The sequence below is a fragment of the Luteimonas deserti genome, assembly GCF_013425765.1.
Taxonomy (GTDB): domain Bacteria; phylum Pseudomonadota; class Gammaproteobacteria; order Xanthomonadales; family Xanthomonadaceae; genus Luteimonas; species Luteimonas deserti.
In genome coordinates, this window is the sequence record NZ_JACCJZ010000011.1 from 1 (window position 1) to 22,422 (window position 22,422).

The following is a 22,422-nucleotide window of genomic DNA, read 5'->3' on the forward strand; positions in this document are numbered from 1 at the left end:
GACGCCGGCAGCGAGATTGGTGATCCGGCGCGTGGCCGGATAGCCGCCTGCGCCCGTGCCGTTGCCGATCGAGACCACGTTGGCCTCCGGCGCACGGGCGCCCGCGCCCAGCGCCACGCTGTTCACGCCGTTGGCCCAGGCGTTCAGACCCAGCGCGGTCGCGTTCTGCGCATAGGCGTAGGAATCGCGTCCCACGGCCGTCGTCCCCACCGCCGTCGCCCACGCGAACTGGCCCACCGACGTGGTGTTGTCCGCCGTTGCCCAGGCGGAGCCGCCGAGCGCCGTGCTGTTGAGACCGGTGGCGCGCGACGTGGTGCCCGCCGCCAGGCTGGTGGCGCCGCTGGCCGTCGCGGTATTGCCCACGGCCGTCGAGTTCAGACCGCTGGCGACCGCCGCGACACCCACGGCCGTCGCGCGGTCGGCCGTGGCCTCGGCGCCGTAGCCGAGCGCGCTCGCCAGGAAGCCGGTCGCTTCGGCGTAGCTGCCGGTGGCGGTCGCGCCGTCGCCGGAGGCGATCGAGCGGAACCCCGTCGCCAGGGCCTGCTGGCCCGATGCGTCCGCTTCGGTGCCCACCGCCGTCGCGTAGGGCCCCGAGGCCTGGGCGGCATTGCCGATCGCGGATGCGCCGAGGGCGGACGCATTCGCCCGCTGGCCGACCGCCGTGCTCTGTTCGCCACTCGCCTCGCTGTAGGCGCCGAGTGCGAGCGCGTCGTCGGCGAGGGCGGTGGCATTGAAGCCGACCGCGGTCGCGTCCTGGCCGAAGGCCTGTGCGCCGCTGCCCAGGGCCGTGGCCCCCTGCCCGACCGCCGAAGCCGATTCGCCCGCCGCCGTCGCGTAGTCGCCTTCGACATAGGCCGCGTTGTCGCTGTCCTCGCTGCCGGACGCGGCGAAGTAACGGGCGTACTGCGTCGCCTCGGCCAGCTGGTCGACATTCACCGCATCGGTGCCCGCCGTGCCCGCGGCCACGTTGGTGATCTGGCGCTCGTTGCCCGCACTGCCCACCGAGACCGTGCCGGCGCGGTCGGCCACCGAGTCGGCGCCGAGGGCCACGCTGTCGTCGGCCACCGCTTCGGCGTAGTTGCCCAGGGCCGTGCTGTTGGTGCCCGCCGCCCAGGCCGCGCCGCCCACGGCCGTGGAGAAGTCGCCGGAGGCTTCGGTCGGCAGCAGGCCGGCGAGCGCGCCGCCGACGGCCACACTGTTGATGCCGGTCGCCTGCGCGGCCTGGCCGACCGCCGTGCTGGTGGCCCCGGACGCGATGCTGTCCGCACCCACCGCGAGCGCGTTCGCACCGCTGGCTTCGCTGAAGTTGCCCACCGCCGTGCCGTTGTCGCCGGAGGCCACCGCATTACCGCCGAGCGCGGTCGAGAATTCGCCACTGGCGTCGGCCGCGAAGCCGAAGGCGGCTGCCTGCGCACCGCCTGCGGTACTTTCGGCGCCGACCGCTGTCGCGGCGTCTCCGGCCGCGTTGGCGAGATAGCCCACCGCGGTCGCTTCGACGCCACTGGCCTCGGCCAGCGCACCGCTGGCGAGCGCGCCGTCGCCGCTCGCCACGCTCTGCGCGCCCAATGCGACCGCGTACTCGCCCCCGGCCTCGGCGAAAGCACCGGCAGCGATGGCGTTCTCCGCGGATGCGAGCGCGTTGAAGCCGAATGCGGTGGCGTTTACGCCGAACGCGAATGCGCCGCTGCCGACGGCCGACGCGCCCGCGTCGAGCGCCTGGGCCGAGGCGCCGATGGCGGTGCTGAAGTCGCCGTCCGCGGCGGCGCCCGATCCAGCCGCGACGGCATCGTCACCCGAGGCGGATGCGTCGGCATCGCCGCTGGCCTGGAAATGGCGGCTGGTCTCGTCCGCGACGTCGGCTACGACCTGCAGCTGCGCCACGTTGACTGCATCGCTCGCGTTGACGCCTGCGGCAAGGTTGGTGATGCGGCGCGTGGCCGGCGCGCCACCGGCGCCGGTGCCGTTACCCAGCGATACCGTATCGGCCTCGGTGGCGATGGCGCCGTGACCGAGCGCGACGGCATTGGCGGCCGCCGCCTGCACGATGGCTGCGCGCCCCAGTGCCACGCCCCCTGTCGACAGCGCCTGGGACGTGAAGCCCACCGCCGTGCTCTGCTGGCCCCCGGCTCGTGCGTTGGAACCCAGCGCCGTCGCACCCACCTGCTGCGCGTTCGCGCCGGCGCCGACCGCCGATGCGTTCGTCGCCGAGGCCCGCGCATTCGCCCCCAGGGCGCTCGCGCTCGTGGCGGCCGACTGCGCGCCGGCGCCCACGCTGATCGTGTTCGCGCCCGAGGCCAGGCTGGCCGCACCGACGGCAACCGCCTGCGCGCCGGTCGCGCGCGCCTCGGCGCCGATCGCCACGGCGTTGACGCCACTGGCGACCGCATTGCCGTCGACCATGCAGCGATCGGTCACCGGCCAGGCCGCGACCACGCAGTTGGCGCTGTCGCCGATGGCGACCGATTGCGCGAAGGCACTGGGCACACCCAGTCCTGCGAGCACGGCGGCCAGCGCCACCGCAAGTCCGGATCCCGCCGGGGCGCCGACGGTACCGCCGCCGGCCACCGTGCCGCCGCTGTCACCACGCGCGAATTCCGACGCGACGACGAGCTGCCCGAGGGATTTGTTCCAGACCTTGCGATAGATGCGATTCATCGAGTGCGGTTCCTTGTCTCGTGGGATACGGCTGCAGATGTGACAGGTGTCTCGTCCACGTGCGGATCGAGACGGAATGACCAGGGCGGGCGACCTCGGGTACAGCGCGACGGAAAACCGACGCGCGACCGAAAAACCTGAACAACGCCCAACCAAAAATGCGATCCCGATACTCGACCTGACACGTGACGTCAGTCAATACCCAAACACGTGTTCAGGTTGGACAGTTCTGTAAGCATGATGTGACGCGATTGGTCACATTGATCGGACACGGCAGAAACCCGTCGCCCCTTCTGCAGATGTTCTGTCGTGGGGACAGCCGCGAAGACGCACGCAGCGCCCCCGCAATAACGATAGTTGATGCCTATCAAAATCCCCGGCCCAAAAAAAGGCCCGCACATGGCGGGCCTTCGGGACGACTGGGCGTGCGCTCAACCCAGCGCGCGTCTCGCGTTGCGGAACATCCGCATCCACGGACTGTCCTCCACCCAGTCCGTCGGGGCCCAGCTGAGATTGACGGTGCGTGTGGTCCGTTCCGGATGCGGCATGACGATCGTGACCCGGCCGTCACGGGTGCACAGGCCGGCGACAGCCCCGTCGGAACCGTTCGGATTGGCCGGATACGTGGTCGCCGGCGCGCCGGTTCCGTCGACATACCGCACTGCCACCTGCGCCGCTGCACGATCCTGTTCGGTCGCAAACGCGACCCGCCCCTCGCCGTGCGCGATCGCCACCGGAAGACGCGACCCGGTCATGCCGGCCAGGAACAGCGATGGCGAGTCGGTCACCTCGAGCAATCCGAAGCGCGCCTCGAACTGCTCGCTGCGATTGCGCAACAGACGAGGCCAGTGTTCGGCACCCGGGATGATGGTCTTGAGCTGGGCGAGCATCTGGCAGCCGTTGCACACACCCAGCGCCAGGGTGTCCTCGCGCGCGAAGAAGGCCTCGAACGCTTCGCGCACGCGGCCGCGTTCGAGCACCGACGTGGCCCAGCCGCGTCCCGCGCCGAGCACATCGCCGTAACTGAAGCCACCGCAGGCGACCAGGCCGCGCATCGTCGACAGATCCACCCGTCCCTCGATCAGGTCGCTCATGTGCACGTCGATGGCCGCGAAGCCGGCTCGATCGAATGCCGCCGCCATCTCGATCTGACCGTTGACGCCCTGCTCGCGCAGGATCGCGATGCGCGGACGCGCACCGGTGGCAATGTAGGGCGCGGCCACGTCCTCCGCGGGGTCGAAGCTGAGCACCGGCCGGAGGCCGGGGGCGGCGAAATCGCGCGCCGCCGCGCGTTCCTCGTCGGCGCAGGCCGGGTTGTCGCGCAGGGCCTGCATCGCGTGGCTCACCGACCACCATGCATCGAACAGCGACTCCCAGGTCCATTCCGCGAGCCGTTCCTCGCCGTCCTGCACCCGGATGCGTGGCGCCGTCGCCGGCCGCGCGATGCGCTGGGCGCATTCGATCAGGCCGTGCCGCTCGACCAGATCGGCGAACTCGGCGCGATCCTGCGCGGCGATCTGTACCACCGCGCCCAGCTCCTCGGAGAACAACGTGCGGACCGCGTCGCGGCCGTCGCCCCAGCCCTCGAGATCGATGTCGAGCCCCAGGTGCGAGCAGAAGGCCATCTCGCACAAGGTCGCGAACGCGCCGCCGTCGGATCGATCGTGATAGGCGAGCAACAGGCCCGCCTCCCGCGCGTCGCAGATCAGCTCGAAGAACGCCTTCAGCCGGCTGCCGTCGTCGACATCCGGACACGCACCGCCGAAGGCGTCGAAACACTGCGAAAGCACCGAACCGCCCAGCCGCTGCTTGCCCGCGCCGAGGCCGATCAGCCACAGCTCGGTGTCCGGCTCGCGCGACAGCAACGGGGTCAACTGGGTGCGCACATCGGCCACCGGCGCGAACGCCGTGATCACCAGCGAAACCGGCGACACCACTTTGTGGGCAACCCCGTCGGCGTGCCACTGCGCCTGCATCGAGAGGGAATCCTTGCCGACCGGAATCGAAAGGTCGAGCCCGGGGCACAGGTCCATCGCGATCGTCCGCACCGCGTCGAACAGGCGCGCTTCCTCGCCGGGATGCCCCGCGGCCGCCATCCAGTTGGCCGAAAGCTTGACCCGGTGCAAGGTTTCAACCGGGGCGGCGCACAGGTTGGTGATCGCCTCGCCGACCGCCATGCGGGCGGCCGCGGCCGAATCGATCAACGCGAGCGGCGTGCGTTCGCCGATGGCCATGGCCTCGCCGGTGAAGCCGTCGAATCCGGACAACGTGATCGCGCAGTCGGCCACCGGCATCTGCCACGGACCGACCATCTGGTCACGCGCGGTGAGCCCGCCGACGCTGCGGTCGCCGATCGTGACCAGGAAGGATTTGGACGCGACCGTGGGATGCGCGAGCACGCGCAGGCCCGCCTCGTGCAGATCGATCTCGCGGCTGGCGAGCGCCGGCCATCGATGCGCGGCGGGCCGTCCCGCGTCGCGGTGCATCTTCGGCGGCTTGCCGAACAGCACATCCATCGGCAGATCGATGGGGTGAGGAGACGCCGCTTGCGCGGCATTGCCGCGCGGCGACTCCGAACGCACGGCGTGCTGCGCCGGGCCGGGCCCATCGCCCCCCGGAAACACCCCGTACCCCACGGTCAGGTGCTCCTCGGCCGTCGCGACGCCGACCACGGCGAACGGGCAGCGCTCGCGCGCGCAGAGCGCGGTGAATTCGGCCACGCGATCCTGCGGAATCCCGAGGACGTAGCGCTCCTGCGATTCGTTGCACCACAGCTGCATCGGCGACAGCGAGGGATCGTCGCTGGGCACGCGGCCCAGATCGATGATCCCGCCGACGCCCGAGTCGTGGAGCAGCTCGGGAATCGCGTTCGACAGGCCGCCTGCGCCGACATCGTGGAACCACAGGATCGGATTGCGCTCGCCCAGCGCCACGCAGCGGTCGATGACCTCCTGGCAGCGGCGCTCCATTTCCGGGTTCTCGCGCTGCACGCTGGCGAAATCCAGGTCCTCGGCGCTTTCGCCCGAAGCCACCGAACTCGCGGCGCCGCCGCCCAGGCCGATCAGCATCGCCGGGCCGCCCAGCACCACCACCGCATCGCCCGGCGACAGGCGCTTCTTCTCGACCATCGCGCGGTCGATCGCCCCCAGCCCGCCGGCGAGCATGACCGGCTTGTCGTAGCCGCGGACCAGGCCGCCGTCGCCTTCGGCGATCTCGAAACTGCGGAAGTAACCCAGCAGGTTCGGCCGACCGAACTCGTTGTTGAACGCGGCGCCGCCGAGCGGACCGTCGAGCATGATCTCCAGCGCCGGCGCCATGCGCGGATTCAACGCGCGCATGGCCTCCCACGGCTGCGGCAGGGTGGGAATGCGCAGATGCGAGACCGAAAATCCGGTGAGGCCGGCCTTGGGCTTGCCGCCGCGGCCGGTCGCGCCCTCGTCGCGGATCTCGCCGCCGGCACCGGTGGCCGCGCCCGCGAACGGCGAGATCGCCGTCGGATGGTTGTGGGTCTCGACCTTGATGCAGAACGCGCTGTCGACCAGCGGCTCGCTGCGGTATTCGAACGACACCGGATCGGGCCGGAAGCGACGCGCCGGATAGCCCTCGACGACCGCGGCGTTGTCGCTGTACGCCGACAGCGTGTGCTCCGGCGTCTGCGCATGCGTGTGCCGGATCATCCGGAACAGCGACTGCGGCTGCGGCTCGCCGTCGAGGGTCCACGAGGCGTTGAAGATCTTGTGCCGGCAGTGCTCGGAGTTGGCCTGGGCGAACATCATCAGTTCGACGTCCGAGGGCGCGCGTCCGAGGGCGCCGAAGCGCTCGCGCAGGTAGGCGATCTCGTCATCGGCCAGGGCCAAGCCGAGGCGCGTGTTCGCGCCTTCGAGATCCTCCAGCGCGATGCGCTCCACATCACCGCGCGGCGGCACCGCGAACAATGCGTCCGCCTGCCCGACGGCTTCGAGCAGGGACTGGGTCATGGGGTCGTGCAGGTGGCGGGAGAGGGCGGCCGCTGCAGCCGCGTCGTCCGGCCAGCCGCTCAGATCGATGCGCAGGCCGCGTTCCACCCGCTTCACCGGCAGGCCTGCGCCGCGCAGCAGTTCGCTGGCCTTGCTCGCCCACGGGGAGATCGTGCCCAGCCGCGGTGACACGATGCGCGAGACGGCACCTGCATCGACAGCCGGCCCGGAGCCCGCGTCGACCTCCAGGATCCGCCGCAGCGCGGCGTCGTCCGGCAGAAGCCCGGGCTCGGGCTCGACGAAGTAGACGTGCCAGGCGCCTGCGATGCGCAGGTCCGGGACCACCGTGCGTAGACGCGCTTCAAGCCGTTCGCGGCGGAACGGCGACAGGGCCTGCTGGCCCTCGAGGACGATCATGTCCGGGGAAACCGTATTTCAGGGCCGGCCATTGTAGCCAATGGCCGGCGCGGCCGCCCCGTCCGGGACGGCGCGCGCATGCAGGCCTCAGCGGCTGCCGCCGCCCTCGGCCTCGAGCCGCTGCAGGGCAGCCAGCAGCGCGTCGGGCGGCATGTACCCCGGCATCTGGGTGCCGTCCCCGGCCACGATCATCGGCGTGCCGGTGAGCCCGGCCCGCTGGCCCAGCGCGTAATGCGCACCCACCGGGTTCTCGCAGGTCCTGGACGGCACGCGGCGCCCGGACTTCGCATCGGTCAGGGCCTTGCGGCGGTCGTCCGCGCACCAGACCGATTCCATCAGGCGGAAATCCTCGCTGCCCGGGCCCATGCGCGGATAGGCGAGATACTCGATCGCGATCCCGCGCGCGTTGTAGTCCGCGATCTCCTCGTGCAGCCGGCGGCAGTAGCCGCATTCGACATCGGTGAAGACCGACACGGTGTACTTCGGATTCGCGGGCGCGAAGACGATGCGCTGGTCTTCCGGCACTTCGGACAGCAGCCGCTTGCGCAGCAGCGACAGACCCGCCTGGCTCAGATCGCGCTTTTCCTCCGCATCGAACAGGCTGCCCTGCAGCACGTAGCGGCCGTCATTGCTCACGTACAGCACCTGGCCGGACACGATCACTTCCTGGAAGCCCGGGAGCGGCGCATCGGCGACGCTCTCGATGCCCACCTGCGAGTTGATCGACAGGATCGCATTGCGCGCGTTCGCCGCCGGCGTGCCGGGCGATGCATCCTCCCCGGCGGTCACGGCCGACGCCGCGGGATCGGCCTGGGCCTGCACGGCCTCGTCCGTGCCCTGGGCACAGGCGGACAGGCTGAAGGCGCCCAACAGCGCGAACACATATCGCTTCATCGATTCTGCGACCAAGGGCGGAGGAGCTCCGGGGGCGGCAATTCTGGCATGAAGCGCCGGAGCGGTCCGGGACACGCGTCCCTTCGGCGGATTCCGTTCATGGCGATGCGCGTATCCGCGGCTCGTGACGATGCGGCGGCTGCGGGACCCAGACGGGGCCGCGACAGGCGGTCGAGTCAGGTGGCGACGCCAGGCGCAAGCCCGGGCATGGGCGTTGACCGGGCGGTACGGCGGAGGACGACCGAGGCGTGAGCGGTGCGGCGTTCCGCCGGGCGAGGCATGCCTGGCAGTCGGCGGCAGCGCGATGACGGCCGGGATGCAGTCGCATGTCGTTCCGGCGCGCGCCCGGGCGCGCGCAGCACGCGAGGCATTCACCACTACGCCCGGCAGTGCCGCGCGCGCGGTGCGCTTCGCCCGGCCCGGCCAGGCGCGCCGGGCGTCCGGTACATCCGCCCGGCGATGGTCGGAATGCACTCGGCGTTTCATTCCAGCGCGTGTCCGGCCCGCCGAAGCACGCCAGGCGTTCTGCCCTGCGCAGTGATCGGCACGATGCGGTTGGCCTGCTGCCCCGGCGCGCGCCCGGCCTCGCGACGCGCCGAGCGTTCGTCGCTGCGCGCAGCAGCGCCGCGCGAGCGGTGGCGATCCGTTCGGCGCGGCGAAACATGCCGAGCGTTCGGCCTTGCGCGGTGACGGTCCAGATGCGATCGGCGTGTTGTTCCGTCGCACCTCCGGTCTCCCGACGCGCGCACGGCGTTCACCGCCACGCAGGGCAATGCCGCGCTGGCGGTGCCGGCTCGTTCGACCCGGCGAGACATGCCGTGCGTCCAGCCCTGCGCAGTGATGGGCAGGATGCGGTGGCCTGTTGCCCCGGCGCGTCCGGCCTCGCGACGCGCAAAGCGCTCATCGCCACGCGCGGCAGCGCCGCGCAGGCGGTGGCGCTTCGGCCGGGTCGCGAAGCAAGCCGGGCGTTCGGCCCGTCACGCGGCATGCCGCGTGGGCGACGGGGCCTCATCCCCTCGGGTGGTGGGTGGCGTGGAGGCGTTGGAGCTGCTCGCGGGCCACCAGCGTGTAGATCTGGGTGGTGGACAGGGAGCTGTGGCCGAGCAGCATCTGCAGGGCGCGCAGGTCCGCCCCGTGATTGAGCAGGTGGGTGGCGAAGCTGTGGCGCAATGCGTGGGGGCTGATCCGGGCGGAGGGAATGCCGGCCAGGACCGCGTAACGCTTCACCAGTGTCCAGAAGCGCTGCCGGGTCAGCGCCTCGCGGCGTGCGGTGAGGAAGAGTGGCGCCTCGCCATGGGCACCGCCGGAGACCGGCCGTCCGCCGGCGAGCACCGGCCGCGCGTCGGCCAGATACCGCTGCAGCCAGTGCTGCGCTTCCTCGCCCAGCGGCACCAGTCGCGTGCGCCCGCCCTTGCCGGTCACGCGCAGCGCGCCCTGGCGCAGGTTGACGCCGTTGGCGGGCAGCTCCGTGAGCTCGCTCACGCGCAGGCCGCAGGCATACATGAGCTCGAGCATCGTGCGATCGCGCAGGCCCTCAACGGTCGCCGTATCGGGCGCGGCCAGCAACGCGTCGATCTGCGCCTCGCCCAGCGCCTTGGGGAGTGGACGGGGCAATTTGGGCGGCTCGAGCAGGGCAGTCGGGTCGTCGATGCGGCCGTGCCGACGCTGGCGGTCCGCGTAGAACGCACGCAACGCCGACAGCAGGCGGGCATTGCTGCGCGGCGACCAGCCGTGCCGGGTGCGCCAGGCGAGATGCTCGAACAGGGCGGCACGGTCTGCGTGCGCGATCCCGCCTTCGCGGCCGTCCCGCCAGCGCGCGAGACCCTCGAGATCGCGGCGGTAGGCGGCGGCCGTCTGGGTCGAAATGCCGACGTCCGCCCAGAACGCGTCGAGGAAGGATTCGATGGCGCTGCGGTCGTCCTGGCGCAGCGGCGGCAGCGCGATGGCGAGCGCCCGGCGCTCGGCCGGCGAAGTGGCGAGGGTCGGCATGCCGGCAAGCTTAGCGGCTGCGCGGCTATGCTCCTGCAATGTCGTCGACGCCTGACACTTCGTCCCCGCCCCGTGCCCACGCCTGGATCGGCCGACGGCTGCTCGCGCTGCTCTACGACCTGTGGCCCGTGCTCGCGCTGTGGCTGCTGCTGTCGGCGGTGTTCACGGTGGGCCACACCGTCGTGGGCCGGCACGACGTCCACGCGAACATCGCTCCGCTGAGCGGCCTGCAGTGGCTGCTCTGGCTCGCGTGCTGGGGCATCACCGGCCTCTATGCCGTGGTGAGCTGGCGCCACGGCGGACAGACGCTCGGCATGCGGCCCTGGCGCCTGCGCGTGCGCACGATCGACGGCCGCCAGGCGTCCACGTCCGCCTTGTGGCTGCGTTTCGCGGTGGGCACCGTCTCGCTGCTCTCTGCCGGCGCGGGCTTCTGGTGGGCGTGGATCGACCGCGACCGCCTGACCTGGCACGACCGGGCAAGTGGCACGCGACTGGTGCGGGTGACGGCCGCGGCGAAGGGTCGATCCGGATGATGGCCCGGACGCGGCGTTTGCGCGCTACACGGGCGAGCGCGGGATGCGTGGTGGAGCGGTAAATGGGGCAGGAAGCGCGCATCGCCGGAACGTGATGCGCGGACGCAATTCGCCGGCGCGACACGCCGTCAACGGTGACGCGCCACCCGGCTGACCTGTTTTTGCCGGCTGGGTCGCGCATGCGCCCGGCGAGGTGCCGGGCCGCTGAAGCGCGCGCTCGTGACACCGGAGTTCGGTTCGCTGCGCGGCCCCATCAGGCGTCGTGCGTCCTCGTGGCAGCGCACGGCGATGCACGCCTCGGCGCACTGTCGTGCGACCCGGCGTGCGCACTCTAAGCGCTCGTTCGGTGGCGATCGCGATCCGGAGCTGCGTTCGCCGGCGCGCGCTTCGCCGGCCGTGGGACCGATGCGTGCCTGCGTTGTTGCGCCCCGGATCCCGGCGGGAGTGCGTCGCGGCCGGCGGGCACGCCGGGCGTTCATGGCGGCGACGCTGTGATGTCGCGGGGATCGGCCCGCCCCCTGTCATCGGATCGGCGAAGTGCGCGCGACCGCGCATGCTCGACTGCGACTCGGGTCAGATCTGTCGGCGCGGCGCAGTGCGTCCGGCCTCGGAAGCACGCGAGGCGTTCATCGCCACCCGCGGCAGGTGCAGCGCAAACGGTGGCGCTTTCCCCAGCCCGGCGAAGCACGCCGGGCGTTCGGCACACCCGCGCGGCAGTGGTCGAAGTGGTGTCGGCGTTTCCTTCCGGCGCGCGTCCGGCCTCGCGAAGCACGCGAGGCGTTCGGCACACCCGCGCGGCAGCGGTCGAAGTGGTGTCGGCGTTTCGTTCCGGCGCGCGTCCGGCCTCGCGAAGCACGCGAGGCGTTCATCGCCACGCGCGGCGGTGCCGCGCAAACGGTGGCGCTTCTCCCAGCCCGACGAAGCACGCCGGGCGTTCGGCACACCCGCGCAGCAGTGGTCGAAGTGGTGTCGGCGTTTCGTTCCAGCGCGCCTCCGGCCTCGCGAAGCACGCGAGGCGTTCGGCACACCCGCGCGGCAGTGGTCGAAGTGGTGTCGGCGTTTCGTTCCGGCGCGCGTCCGGCCCGGCGAAGCACGCCGGGCGTTCGGCACACCCGCGCGGCAGTGGTCGAAGTGGTGTCGGCGTTTCGTTTCGGCGCGCGTCCGGCCTCGCGAAGCACGCGAGGCGTTCGGCACACCCGCGCGGCAGTGGTCGAAGTGGTGTCGGCGTTTCGTTTCGGCGCGCGTCCGGCCTCGCGAAGCACGCGAGGCGTTCGGCACACCCGCGCGGCAGTGCCGCGCAAACGGGTGTGCCTCACCCACTCCGGCGACGGAACAGGGCCCAGGAGGCGAGGAGCATGACCATCGGCGGGATCATGTAGGCCAGCCGGTAGTCGAGGCGGTACACGGCCGCGAGCTTGACCACCTGCATCTGGACCAGCCAGAAGCCGAGCGCGAAGACGACGCCGATGAAGAGCCGCTTGCCGGCATTGCCGCTGCGCAGCGAACCGAACGCGAACGGAATCGCCGCCAGACACAGGGCGAGCACGTTCAGGGGATAGAACCAGCGCCCCCAGTAGTGCTCCTCGAACTCGCTCGCATCGAGCTGGTTGCGCTTTCGATAGTCGATGCCGGCGCGCAATTCGCTCGACGGCATGTAGCGCGGTCGCCAGATGGTGCTGGCGCTGGCGGCGAGCGTGGACGCATCGAGCTGCGACGCCCACTGCTCCTCGATGGCCTCGGTCCGCGTGACCGCACGGGGCTCGAACCAGGTGCGTTTGACGTCGCGCAGTCGCCAGCCGTCCGCGCCGTGCTCGGCGGTCTGCGCGTGGGCCACGGACTCGAGTCGTCCGTCGGGTGCGAACTCGAACAGCCGCACGTCCTGCAGCTGGATCCGGCTGCTGCCGCCCTCGCGGATCTCGTTGCCGGCCTGGGCATGCAGGAAGGTATCGCCTTCGCGTGCCCAGAGACCGGAATACCGGCCGAGGATCATGTTGTTCGAGAGCGCCGCCCCACGCATCGCATCGCCGGTGCGCTGCGCCGTCGGGCCGATCCATTCGCCGTTGACGATCATCAGCCCGGTGAGCGCCACCAGCGGCAGCGCCACGGACACGCTGATGCGTGTGCGCGACAGACCCACGGCCCGCATGGCGATGAGTTCGGACGTCGCGGCCAACTGGCCCAGTCCCATTAGCGAGCCGATCACCGCGGCCGTGGGAAACATGACGTAGGCGCGGCGCGGGATGGTGTAGATCACGTACGTCAACGCCTGCACGAAGCCGTAGCTGCCCTGGCCGATGTCGTCCATCTCGGGCAGCAGCCCGCTCATCACGGTGTCGAGCCCGGTCAGCACGATCCAGGTGGCGAGCACCATCACGGTGACCACGCGTGCGACGTAGACGTCGTGCTTGCGCAACAGCGTCATGCCACGCGCTTCCAGACCGGCGCCTTGACCCGGCCGTCACTGAAGTACATCCATGCCGCGAAGGCCAGCAGGGGCAGCACCAGCCACCACAGGCCCAGCGCGACCGGCACCTTGCCGTCCTCGACCCAGTCGGTGCCCATGATCATGAGGTTCATGCCCACGACGTACGCGAAGAAGCCCATCATCATCCGGCCGTAGCGCGCTTGGCGCGGCGGACTGCGCGCCAGGCGCACGGCCAGCAGCGCGAACGCCAGGGCCAGCAGCGGCGGGGCGAGACGGAAATGCAGCTGCGCGTGCGCGCCGGGACGCGGATCACCCAGCAGGGCGAGCGTCGGCGCGAGCTCGGGATCGTCCGAACGGGACTTCATTTCCGCGCTCGGCAGACGCAGCTCGTTGCTCGCGTAACGCATCAGGCGGAAATCGAGGCCCGCATCGAGCGGGCCCTCCACCCGGAAGCCTTCGTCGAGGCGCAGGAACCGGCCTTCGCCCTCGACCGTGAGCTCGCCGCTCATCGCCGTGGTCACGTCCATGCGCCCGTCCTCCTGACGATAGACGAACACGCGGCCGAGCCGGCTGCCGTCGTCCGACATCGCATTGACGTAGATCACCCCGCCGCCGCCCGGAAACTCGACGAAACGCCCTGCTTCCAGGCCCGACACCAGCAGGCTGCGCTGACCGGCCTCGATCATGCGCTGCGAATAGTCCCGCGCCCACGGCCCGAGCCACAGCGAACAGGCGCCGATGAACAGCACCATCGGCCCGACCACCAGCATCAGCGGGCGCAACAGGCGACGCGGCCCTACGCCCACCGAAGTCAGCACGGGCATCTCGGTATCCCGATACAGGCGGCCCACTGCCAGCATCAGACCGAGCATCAGGCCCAGCGGCAGGATCAGCGGCAGATAGTTGATCACCTGGAGTCCGAGCTGGGCCAGCATCAGCCCGGCGGGCACCCGACCCCGCGCGATGTCGCCCAGCACGTCGGCGAACACGCCGCCGAGGCTGACGATCATCAACACCACGAGCGCGGCGAAGGTGGCCTGGGCGAACTCGCGGAACAGGTATCGGTCGAGCTTCGGCATCGGGTGCGGGGGCTTTGCTTTAGACTTGGGGGTTCGTCCAGCCGCGCCCGAACGGCGCATCCGACCCGGCATGCCTGACATCGGCGCCGTGCACTGGACCGTGAAGTGTACCGATCACTCTATGGAATCTGGTTGATGACCCTCGAATTCTCCCTGAACCACGCCGCTCCCGCCGATCTGGCCACCGACTGCCTGGTGGTGGGCGTGTTCGCCGACGGCCCGCTCGCCGGTGCGGCCGCTGCCCTCGATACCGCCAGCGGTGGACGGCTCGCCGCCCTCGCTCAGCGGGGCGACGTGTCGGGCAAAGCCGGTCGCAGCGCACTGCTGCACGAACTTCCCGGCGTCGCCGCGCCCCGCGTGCTGGCCGTCGGTCTCGGCGAGCGTGGCAAGTTCGGTGTCGCCCAGTACCTGAAGGCGGTCGCCGATGCCGTGCGCACGCTCAAGGACGGCAACTGCGCCAACGCCACGCTCGCGCTTGCCGACCTCGACGTCCCCGGACGCGATGCAGCCTGGAAGATCCGCCAGGCGGTGGTCGCGGCCGACCACGCGGCCTATCGCTACGTGGCCACGCTGGGCGCCGCCAACAAGAAGCGCGAGCCGTCGACCCTCACGTCGATCGCCATCCACGGCGACGACGCCGACGCGCTTGCCCAGGGCAAGGCGATCGCCGCCGGCGTCAAGTTCGCGCGTGAACTCGGCAACCTGCCGCCGAACGTGTGCACGCCGGCCTACCTCGGCGAACAGGCCCAGGCCTTCGCCGCGCGTTTCGACAAAGCGTCGTGCGAGGTGCTCGAGGATGCGCAGATGGAGGCGCTCGGCATGGGTTCGTTGCTCGCGGTCGCGCGCGCGGCGGCCAATCGTCCGCGGCTCGTCGTCCTGAGCTGGAACAACGGCGGTGACGCCAAGCCGTACGTCCTGGTCGGCAAGGGCATCACCTTCGACACCGGCGGCGTCAACCTCAAGACGCAGGGCGGCATCGAGGAAATGAAGTTCGACATGTGCGGCGCGGCGACGGTGATGGGCACCTTCGTGTCCGCGGTGGGTCTCGATCTGCCGATCAACCTGCACGTCGTGGTGCCGGCGGTGGAGAATGCGATCGACGGCAACGCGTACCGCCCGTCGGACGTCATCACCAGCATGTCGGGCAAGACCATCGAGGTCGGCAACACGGATGCCGAGGGCCGGTTGATCCTCTGCGACGCGCTGACCTACGCCGAGCGTTTCGAGCCGGCCGCGCTGGTCGATGTCGCCACGCTGACCGGCGCCTGCATGGTCGCGCTGGGCACCCAGGCCACCGGCCTGATGAGCAAGCACGATGATCTGGCGAACGAACTTCTGGCCGCGGGCGAGCAGGTCTTCGACCGCGCCTGGCGCCTGCCGCTGTGGGACGAGTACCAGCCGATGCTCGATTCCAATTTCGCCGACGTCTACAACATCGGTGGACGCTGGGCGGGTGCGATCACCGCCGGCTGTTTCCTGTCGCGCTTCACCGAGAAGCAGCGCTGGGCCCACCTCGACATCGCCGGCAGTGCCAGCGGCAGCGGCAAGATGGCCTATGCCACCGGCCGCCCGGTCGGCCTGCTGAGCCAGTGGCTGATCGACCGCGCCCACGGCGCGGCGTGATCGAACGCGTCACAGCGCGGACTGCGGCGGCATCCCGTCCCGCGGTCCGCCCTTTCCCGGTCCTGCCGCCATGCCACGCGCCGACTTCTATCTGATCGCCAAACCGCGGTTCCGCGAGGAACCGCTGCGTCTGGTCTGCGAGCTGGTCCGCAAGGCCTACGCGGCCGAGCTGTGGACCCTGGTCCTGGCGCGCGACGGCGCGCAGGCCGAAGCCCTCGACGACATGCTGTGGGACATGGGCGAGGACGAGTACATCCCGCACCAGATCGCCGGCATGGACGACGAGGACGAAGCGACTCCGGTCCTGATCGCAACGCCCGATGTCGACGTGCCCGTGCGGGCGCTGGTCGTCAACCTGCGCGACGGCGTGGCGCCCCCGGGCTTCGATCGTGTGCTGGAGGTGGTCCCGGCCGACGATTCGGCCCGCGAGCCGCTCCGAGAGCGCTGGAAGCAGTACAAGGCCGCCGGCCTGGACGTCGCGAAACACGATATGTGAGCGTGGTGATGCGTCATCGGTGACCGGTGCTCCGAACGGGCACCGCGCCGATCCACCGACCCGGTGCTGCGTTTCCGGATCCCGAATCTACGACCCCTCAATCACGGTTCCTCCATGCCCCTCTCCCAGAGCTACGACCCCGGCACCTTCGAAGCCCGCCTGTATGCGGAATGGGAAGCGAGCGGCGCTTTCCAGCCGCGGGGCGACGGCCCGGCCTACACCATCCTGCTGCCGCCGCCGAACGTCACCGGCACGCTGCACATGGGGCACGCCTTCCAGCACACGCTGCAGGACGCGCTGATCCGCTATCACCGCATGCGTGGCTTCCGCACGCTGTGGCAGATGGGCACCGATCACGCGGGTATCGCCACCGAGATGGTGGTCGCGCGCAACCTCGCGCTCGAAGGCAGGGGCGAAACCCGCGACTCGCTGGGCCGCGACGGCTTCATCGAAAAGGTGTGGGCCTGGAAAGGCCAGTCCGGCGACACGATCGAGCGCCAGATGCGCCGTCTCGGCGCGTCGGGCGACTGGTCGCGTAGCACCTTCACGATGGACCCGCTGCCGTCGGAAGCAGTGGTCGAAGCCTTCGTGCGCCTGCACGAGCAAGGCCTGATCTACCGCGGTCAGCGACTCGTCAACTGGGATCCGGTGCTCAAGACCGCGATCTCCGATCTCGAAGTCGTCAGCGAGGAGGAAGACGGCGCGCTGTGGTCGATCCGCTATCCGCTGGCCGATGGCGCCAGCTACGAACACGTCGAAGTCGATGCCGACGGCAACGAGACGCTGCGTGAGACGCGCGACTATCTCGTCGTCGCGACCACGCGTCCGGAAACCATGCTCGGCGACACCGCGGCGATGGTGCATCCTGACGACGCGCGCTATGCGCACCTGATCGGCAAGTCGGTCGTGCTGCCGCTGACGGGTCGCACGATTCCGGTGATCGGCGACGGCTACGTCGACCGCGCGTTCGGCACCGGCGTGGTCAAGGTCACGCCCGCGCACGACTTCAACGACTACCAGGTCGGCCAGCGCCACGGTCTGCCGATGATCAACCTGTTCACCCCGGACGCCGCGGTCAACGAGAACGCACCCGAGCGCTACCGCGGCCTCGACCGCTTCGACGCGCGCAAGGCCGTGCTGGCCGATCTCGAAGCCGGCGGTTTCCTGGTGGAAACGAAGCCGCACAAGCTGCAGGTCCCGCGCGGCGACCGCACCGGCCAGGTCATCGAGCCGTATCTGACCGACCAGTGGTTCGTGGCGATGGAGGGTTTCGCCCGGCGCGGCATGGACCTCGTCGAAGGCGGCCAGGTGAAGTTCGTGCCGCCGAACTGGACCAATACCTATCGCCACTGGATGGAGAACATCCAGGACTGGTGCATCAGCCGCCAGCTGTGGTGGGGGCACCGCATTCCCGCTTGGTACGACGCCGACGGCAACGTCTACGTCGGCCGCGACGAGGCCGAGGCGCGCGCGAAGGCCGGGCTCGGCGGTGATGTCGCGTTGACCCAGGACACCGACGTGCTCGAGACCTGGTTCTCGTCGGGCCTGTGGCCGATCAACACCATGGGCTGGCCGGACGCGACGGCGATGGCCGAGCGCGGCTTCGAGCAGTTCGTGCCCTCGAGCGTGCTGGTCACCGGCTTCGACATCATCTTCTTCTGGGTCGCCCGGATGATCATGCTGACCGATCACCTGACCGGCCAGGTGCCGTTCCGCCACGTCTACATGACCGGGCTGGTGCGCGACCGCGACGGCCAGAAGATGTCGAAGTCCAAGGGCAACGTGCTCGATCCGCTCGACATCATCGACGGCATCACCATCGAGGACCTCGTCGCCAAGCGCACCACCGGGCTGATGAAGCCCAAAGATGCGCCGAAGATCGAGAAGGCGACGCGCAAGGAATTCCCGGACGGGATCATCGCCCACGGTGCCGACCCGCTGCGCTTCACGATGGCCGCGCTGGCCGGCCCGGGCCGCGACATCAAGTTCGATCTCGGCCGCGCCGAGGGCTACAAGAATTTCTGCAACAAGCTGTGGAACGCGACGCGCTTCGTGCTCATGAACACCGAGACCGGCGTTGCCGCCGGCGACGCGGCCTGGCCGGTGACGGATGCCGAACGCTGGATCCTGGCCCAGCTCGACAAGGCCGCCAACGAGGCGCGCACGCACTTCGCGAGCTACCGCTTCGATCTGCTGGCGCAGACCCTCTACGAGTTCGCCTGGAACCAGTTCTGCGACTGGTTCGTCGAGCTCGCCAAGCCGGCGCTCAATGGCGACGACGCGCCGGCCGCGCAGAGCACGCGTCGCACGCTGCTGCACGTGCTCGAGGCGCTGTTGCGGCTGCTGCATCCGCTGGTCCCGTTCGTCACCGAGGCCCTCTGGCGCGAGGTGGCGCCGCGCCTGGGCATCGCCGGCGACACGATCTCCCTGAAGCCGTACCCGCAGGCGGACGCGGAGACAGTGGTGGCGTACTCCAAGGCCGATGCGGATGTCGAATGGCTCAAGCAGATGGTCACCGCGATCCGCCGGATCCGCAGCGAGCTCGGCGTGTCGCCGGCGCGGCAGATCGTGCTGATGACCCGCGAGGATCATCCGCTCGCCACCGAACGCCTGCACCGGTTCGACCCGCAGCTGCGGTTCCTCGTACGGCTGGAGCGGATCGAGCGCCTGGAGGGCGATCCGCCGCCGGCGGCGACCGCACTGGTCAACGATTTCGCACTCTACGTCCCGCTCGAGGGGCTGGTCGACCTCGATGCCGAACGCGCGCGCCTGGACAAGGAACTCAAGCGGGTGGAGGCGGAGCTGGCCAAGTGCACCGCGAAACTCGCGAGCGAGACTTTCGTGCAGAACGCGCCGATGACGGTGGTCGAGCAGGAACGCCAGCGTCTGGCCGATTGGAGCGGCCAGCGCGACGCCCTCGCCGCGCAGCGCGCGCGGCTGTAGGCCACCGCCACCCGGCACCTCCTGTCGGGCGCGTCGCGCCCGACCGCGCGGGCCTCGCAGGCCTCCGCGTGCACCCGGCGCACATCGCCGGACGCCTAGACTGCCCGCGTCCTTCCAGCGCGGACAGCCGATGCCCAACGTTCCTCCCCATGTCGTCATCGTCGGCGGCGGCTTCGCCGGCCTCGAGGCCACGCGGGCGCTCGCCCGCGATCCGGTGCGTATCACCCTGATCGATCGCGGCAACCACCACCTGTTCCAGCCGCTGCTCTACCAGGTGGCGACGGCCGGCCTGTCCTCGGCCGACATCGCCGCGCCGCTGCGCCACATCCTGCGCCGGCAGCGCAACGTCGAGGTGCGCATGGCCGAGGTGGAGGGCATCGACGCCGATGCACGCACGCTGACCTTGGATGGCGGCCTGACCCTCGGCTTCGACCATCTGGTGCTCGCCGCGGGTGCGACCCACGCGTACTTCGGAAACGACCACTGGGCAGCGCACGCGCCGGGTCTGAAGACGCTCGATGATGCGCTCCATCTGCGCCGGCGCATGCTCATCGCCTTCGAACGCGCCGAGGCCGAGCGCGATCCCGAGGCGCGTGCGGCTTGGCTGAGCTTCGCCGTGGTCGGCGGGGGTCCGACCGGCGTTGAGCTGGCCGGGACCCTGGCCGAGATCGCCAGGCGTACGCTGCGCCGCGAGTTCCGCAACATCGATCCCGCCCAGGCCCAGGTGCGCCTGATCGAGGCCGGCGACCGTGTGCTGTCCAGCTTTCCCGAGGATCTCTCGCAGCGGGCGCAGGCGCAGCTCGAACGTCTCGGCGTGAAGGTGCTGACCGGCGCGCCGGTCACCGATCTCGATGCGGAAGGGTACTGCCGCGACGGGCAGCGGGTGGCCGCACGCACCGTGATCTGGGCGGCGGGCGTCGCCGCCTCGCCGCTCGGCGCGCTGCTCGACGCGCCACGCGACCGTGCGGGCCGTGTCCGGGTCACGCCCGAGCTGACGGTGCCCGGCCGCCCGTGGCTGCATGTGGCCGGTGACCTGGCCGCGGTCGAAAGCGACGGCCGTCCGGTACCCGGCATCGCCCCGGCGGCCAAGCAGATGGGCCGCCACGTGGCGGCCAACATCCGCGCCGCCCTGGGCGGGCGGCGCGCATCACCGTTCGTCTATCGCGACCACGGCAACCTGGCCACGATCGGCCGCATGGCCGCGGTCGTGCACCTGGGCAGGCTCAAGCTCTCGGGTGTGGTCGCCTGGTGGTTCTGGCTGTTCGCCCATGTCTTCTTCCTGATCGGGTTCCGCAACCGGATGGTCGTGCTGCTCAACTGGACGGTGTCCTACTGGACCGACCAGCGCGCGGCCCGGATCATTCTCGGCCCCGCGCCCGAGGTCGGACCGCGGGCGCAGATCGAGGACGCGGCGGCGCAGGCTTCGGATAGCATGGCCGCGCGTCCATCGACGCCGGACGCCTCGCCGGACTGAGTGCGCTTTCCTCCTCGCGGCCGGCCCGTCCATGCTCGAAATCTCCAACGCGAACTTCCTGATCGCGCTCGCGGTCACCACCGCGGCGGGCCTCGCCACGGGTCTCGGCAGTTTGCTGGTGATCTTCGCGAAGAAGCCCAACGCGCGCCTGCTCGCGTTCGGCCTCGCCTTCGCCGCCGGCGCGATGGTCTACGTCTCGCTGACCGAGATCCTCGACAAGTCGGTCCTGGCCTTCACCACCGCCTATGGCGACCAGCTCGGCTTCACCTTCGGCACGCTGGCCTTTCTGGGCGGTGTGTTGTTCATCGTCGCGATCGACCGGTTGGTGCCCAATCCGCACGAGCGCCTGGACGCGGACGATCCCTATTTCCGCGAGAACAACGCCAGCTACATCAAGCGGGTCGGCCTGCTCACGGCCGTGGCGATCACCGCGCACAACTTCCCCGAAGGCCTGGCCACGTTCTTCGCCACGCTGTCCAATCCGGGCGTGGGGATGCCGCTCGCCTTCGCGATCGCCATCCACAACATCCCCGAAGGCATCGCCATCGCGGTGCCGGTCTATTTCGCCACCAACAACAAGCTTTACGCCTTCCTCGCCTGTCTGCTGTCGGGACTGGCCGAGCCGATCGGCGCGCTGATCGGGTACGCCGTCCTGCGGCCGTTCCTGTCCGAGCCCGTGTTCGGCGTCGTATTCGGCCTGATCGCCGGCGTGATGGTCTTCCTCGCGCTGGACGAGCTGCTGCCCGCGGCCAAGCGCTATGCCCGCGGCCACGAGACGGTGTACGGCCTGGTCGCCGGCATGGCGGCGCTGGCGATCAGCCTCGTGCTGTTCAAGTGGTAGGCAGGCCGCACGGCTATCGGGACCCGTGTGCAGCAGGATCGCGCCCAGGATCCTGAAACGAAAACGGCCCGCATCCGCGGGCCGTCCGATCACGCGTACCGCCGCACTCAGGCCGCGAACAGCGCCTTCATCTTCTTCAGCGCATTGGCTTCGACCTGACGGATGCGCTCGGCAGAGACCCCGTACTCGTCGGCAAGCTCCTGCAGCGTCACCTTCTGCTCGTCGTCCAGCCAGCGACGACGGATGATGTCGCGCGAGCGCGCGTCGAGCTGGGCCATGCCCTCGCGCAGCAGATCGAGCTGGTCGGTCTCGCTGTCGCGACGCTCGTAGGCCTGCGCCGGATCCTCTTCCTGCGCGACAAGATACGCGGCAGGTGCAGGCGGCGCATTGTCATCGTCCTCGCCGCCCGGCGCATCGAAGCCGATGTCGCGGCCCGACAGGCGCGACTCCATCTCCATCACCTCGCGCTCGGAGACGTTGAGATCGGCTGCGACGGTGCGCACCTCTTCGGCATTCAACCAGCCCAGGCGGGTCTTGCTCCGGCGCAGGTTGAAGAACAGCTTGCGCTGCGCCTTGGTCGTGGCGACCTTGACGATGCGCCAGTTCTTCAGGATGAACTCGTGCATCTCGGCACGGATCCAGTGCACGGCGAAACTCACCAGACGCACGCCCACATCGGGGTCGAAGCGCTTGACCGCCTTCATCAGACCGATGTTGCCCTCCTGGATCAGGTCGCCCAGCGGCAGCCCGTAGCCGTTGTAGCCGCGGGCCACGTGCACCACGAAGCGCAGGTGCGAATGCACGAGTTCACGCGCTGCATCGAGATCGTCGTGATCGCGATAGCGCTTGGCGAGCGCCTGCTCGTCCTCGACCGTGAGCACCGGAATCTGGTGCACGGCACCGATATAGGCATCGAGCGACCCCAGCGGGCTGGGAATCGGCAGGCTGTTGGCAACCAGGGCGTGGGTCATCGTCTGCGTGCTCATGAAAGGGATGTTAGCAGTCAACGGATATGACTGCTAAAGCGGCGGAAAGTTCCCGACGTTCCGTGGATGGGACGCCCGGCTCGCGCAGGACGTTCGCCCTGCGAGGCGGAC

Annotated in this window: 13 protein-coding genes; 6 read left to right on the forward strand and 7 right to left on the reverse strand. The window is 70.2% G+C overall.

Annotation, left to right across the window (positions count from 1 at the left end):
• The 4 genes from H0E82_RS04955 to xerD all read right to left on the reverse strand — a co-directional run.
• A partial coding sequence (locus H0E82_RS04955; protein WP_268889901.1) for an ESPR-type extended signal peptide-containing protein occupies positions 1-2,655 on the reverse strand: 2,655 nt, incomplete at its 3' end.
• A gap of 431 nt (positions 2,656-3,086) precedes the next feature.
• Positions 3,087-7,028: a phosphoribosylformylglycinamidine synthase gene (purL, locus tag H0E82_RS04960; RefSeq protein WP_180544351.1), complete on the reverse strand. Its 3,942-nt coding sequence runs from the start codon at positions 7,026-7,028 to the stop codon at positions 3,087-3,089.
• An 87-nt stretch (positions 7,029-7,115) separates the two neighbouring features.
• On the reverse strand, positions 7,116-7,922 hold the full coding sequence (locus H0E82_RS04965) for a DsbC family protein (protein WP_180544352.1): 807 nt from the start codon (positions 7,920-7,922) through the stop codon (positions 7,116-7,118).
• A gap of 1,008 nt (positions 7,923-8,930) precedes the next feature.
• Entirely contained in the window at positions 8,931-9,911 is a 981-nt protein-coding gene (gene xerD / locus H0E82_RS04970; RefSeq protein WP_180544353.1) for a site-specific tyrosine recombinase XerD, read from the reverse strand.
• Between the two features lie 38 nt (positions 9,912-9,949).
• Between xerD and H0E82_RS04975 the strand changes: the two genes are divergently transcribed.
• Positions 9,950-10,444, forward strand: a complete 495-nt coding sequence (locus H0E82_RS04975) for an RDD family protein (protein WP_180544354.1) — start codon at positions 9,950-9,952, stop codon at positions 10,442-10,444.
• Positions 10,445-11,756: 1,312 nt separating this feature from the next.
• Here H0E82_RS04975 and lptG read toward each other — a convergent pair.
• Both lptG and lptF read right to left on the reverse strand, forming a co-directional pair.
• A complete protein-coding gene (gene lptG, locus H0E82_RS04980) occupies positions 11,757-12,866 on the reverse strand; it encodes an LPS export ABC transporter permease LptG (protein WP_180544355.1) in 1,110 nt (369 codons plus the stop codon).
• Entirely contained in the window at positions 12,863-13,948 is a 1,086-nt protein-coding gene (gene lptF, locus H0E82_RS04985; protein WP_180544356.1) for an LPS export ABC transporter permease LptF, read from the reverse strand. Before lptF ends, lptG begins: the two co-directional genes overlap by 4 nt.
• A gap of 135 nt (positions 13,949-14,083) precedes the next feature.
• Here lptF and H0E82_RS04990 point away from each other — a divergent pair, with 135 nt between their 5' ends.
• The 5 genes from H0E82_RS04990 (at position 14,084) to zupT (ending at position 21,325) form a co-directional block, all read left to right on the forward strand.
• Positions 14,084-15,571: a leucyl aminopeptidase gene (locus H0E82_RS04990; protein WP_180544357.1), complete on the forward strand. Its 1,488-nt coding sequence runs from the start codon at positions 14,084-14,086 to the stop codon at positions 15,569-15,571.
• 70 nt (positions 15,572-15,641) lie between these two features.
• A complete protein-coding gene (locus H0E82_RS04995) occupies positions 15,642-16,067 on the forward strand; it encodes a DNA polymerase III subunit chi (RefSeq protein ID WP_180544358.1) in 426 nt (141 codons plus the stop codon).
• Between the two features lie 114 nt (positions 16,068-16,181).
• The gene (locus tag H0E82_RS05000; RefSeq protein ID WP_180544359.1) at positions 16,182-19,010 is read left to right on the forward strand and encodes a valine--tRNA ligase; all 2,829 of its coding nucleotides are present in this window, start codon (positions 16,182-16,184) and stop codon (positions 19,008-19,010) included.
• Between the two features lie 130 nt (positions 19,011-19,140).
• Complete coding sequence (locus tag H0E82_RS05005) at positions 19,141-20,484, forward strand: NAD(P)/FAD-dependent oxidoreductase (RefSeq protein WP_180544360.1); 1,344 nt, start codon at positions 19,141-19,143, stop codon at positions 20,482-20,484.
• A 31-nt stretch (positions 20,485-20,515) separates the two neighbouring features.
• Positions 20,516-21,325, forward strand: coding sequence for a zinc transporter ZupT (gene zupT / locus H0E82_RS05010; protein WP_180544361.1), 810 nt, complete (start codon positions 20,516-20,518; stop codon positions 21,323-21,325).
• Between the two features lie 107 nt (positions 21,326-21,432).
• Here zupT and rpoH read toward each other — a convergent pair whose 3' ends face one another.
• The gene (rpoH, locus tag H0E82_RS05015; protein WP_180544362.1) at positions 21,433-22,311 is read right to left on the reverse strand and encodes an RNA polymerase sigma factor RpoH; all 879 of its coding nucleotides are present in this window, start codon (positions 22,309-22,311) and stop codon (positions 21,433-21,435) included.
• Positions 22,312-22,422: the final 111 nt, after the last annotated feature.

Excerpts from the sequence above, each read along its gene's own strand:
- purL (WP_180544351.1), bottom strand. The coding sequence starts at position 7,028 with ATGATCGTCCTCGAGGGCCAGCAGGCCCTGTCGCCGTTCCGCCGCGAA.
- H0E82_RS04965 (WP_180544352.1), bottom strand. The coding sequence starts at position 7,922 with ATGAAGCGATATGTGTTCGCGCTGTTGGGCGCCTTCAGCCTGTCCGCC.
- xerD (WP_180544353.1), bottom strand. The coding sequence starts at position 9,911 with ATGCCGACCCTCGCCACTTCGCCGGCCGAGCGCCGGGCGCTCGCCATC.
- H0E82_RS04975 (WP_180544354.1), top strand. The coding sequence starts at position 9,950 with ATGTCGTCGACGCCTGACACTTCGTCCCCGCCCCGTGCCCACGCCTGG.
- lptG (WP_180544355.1), bottom strand. The coding sequence starts at position 12,866 with ATGACGCTGTTGCGCAAGCACGACGTCTACGTCGCACGCGTGGTCACC.
- lptF (WP_180544356.1), bottom strand. The coding sequence starts at position 13,948 with ATGCCGAAGCTCGACCGATACCTGTTCCGCGAGTTCGCCCAGGCCACC.
- H0E82_RS04990 (WP_180544357.1), top strand. The coding sequence starts at position 14,084 with ATGACCCTCGAATTCTCCCTGAACCACGCCGCTCCCGCCGATCTGGCC.
- H0E82_RS04995 (WP_180544358.1), top strand. The coding sequence starts at position 15,642 with ATGCCACGCGCCGACTTCTATCTGATCGCCAAACCGCGGTTCCGCGAG.
- H0E82_RS05000 (WP_180544359.1), top strand. The coding sequence starts at position 16,182 with ATGCCCCTCTCCCAGAGCTACGACCCCGGCACCTTCGAAGCCCGCCTG.
- H0E82_RS05005 (WP_180544360.1), top strand. The coding sequence starts at position 19,141 with ATGCCCAACGTTCCTCCCCATGTCGTCATCGTCGGCGGCGGCTTCGCC.
- zupT (WP_180544361.1), top strand. The coding sequence starts at position 20,516 with ATGCTCGAAATCTCCAACGCGAACTTCCTGATCGCGCTCGCGGTCACC.
- rpoH (WP_180544362.1), bottom strand. The coding sequence starts at position 22,311 with ATGAGCACGCAGACGATGACCCACGCCCTGGTTGCCAACAGCCTGCCG.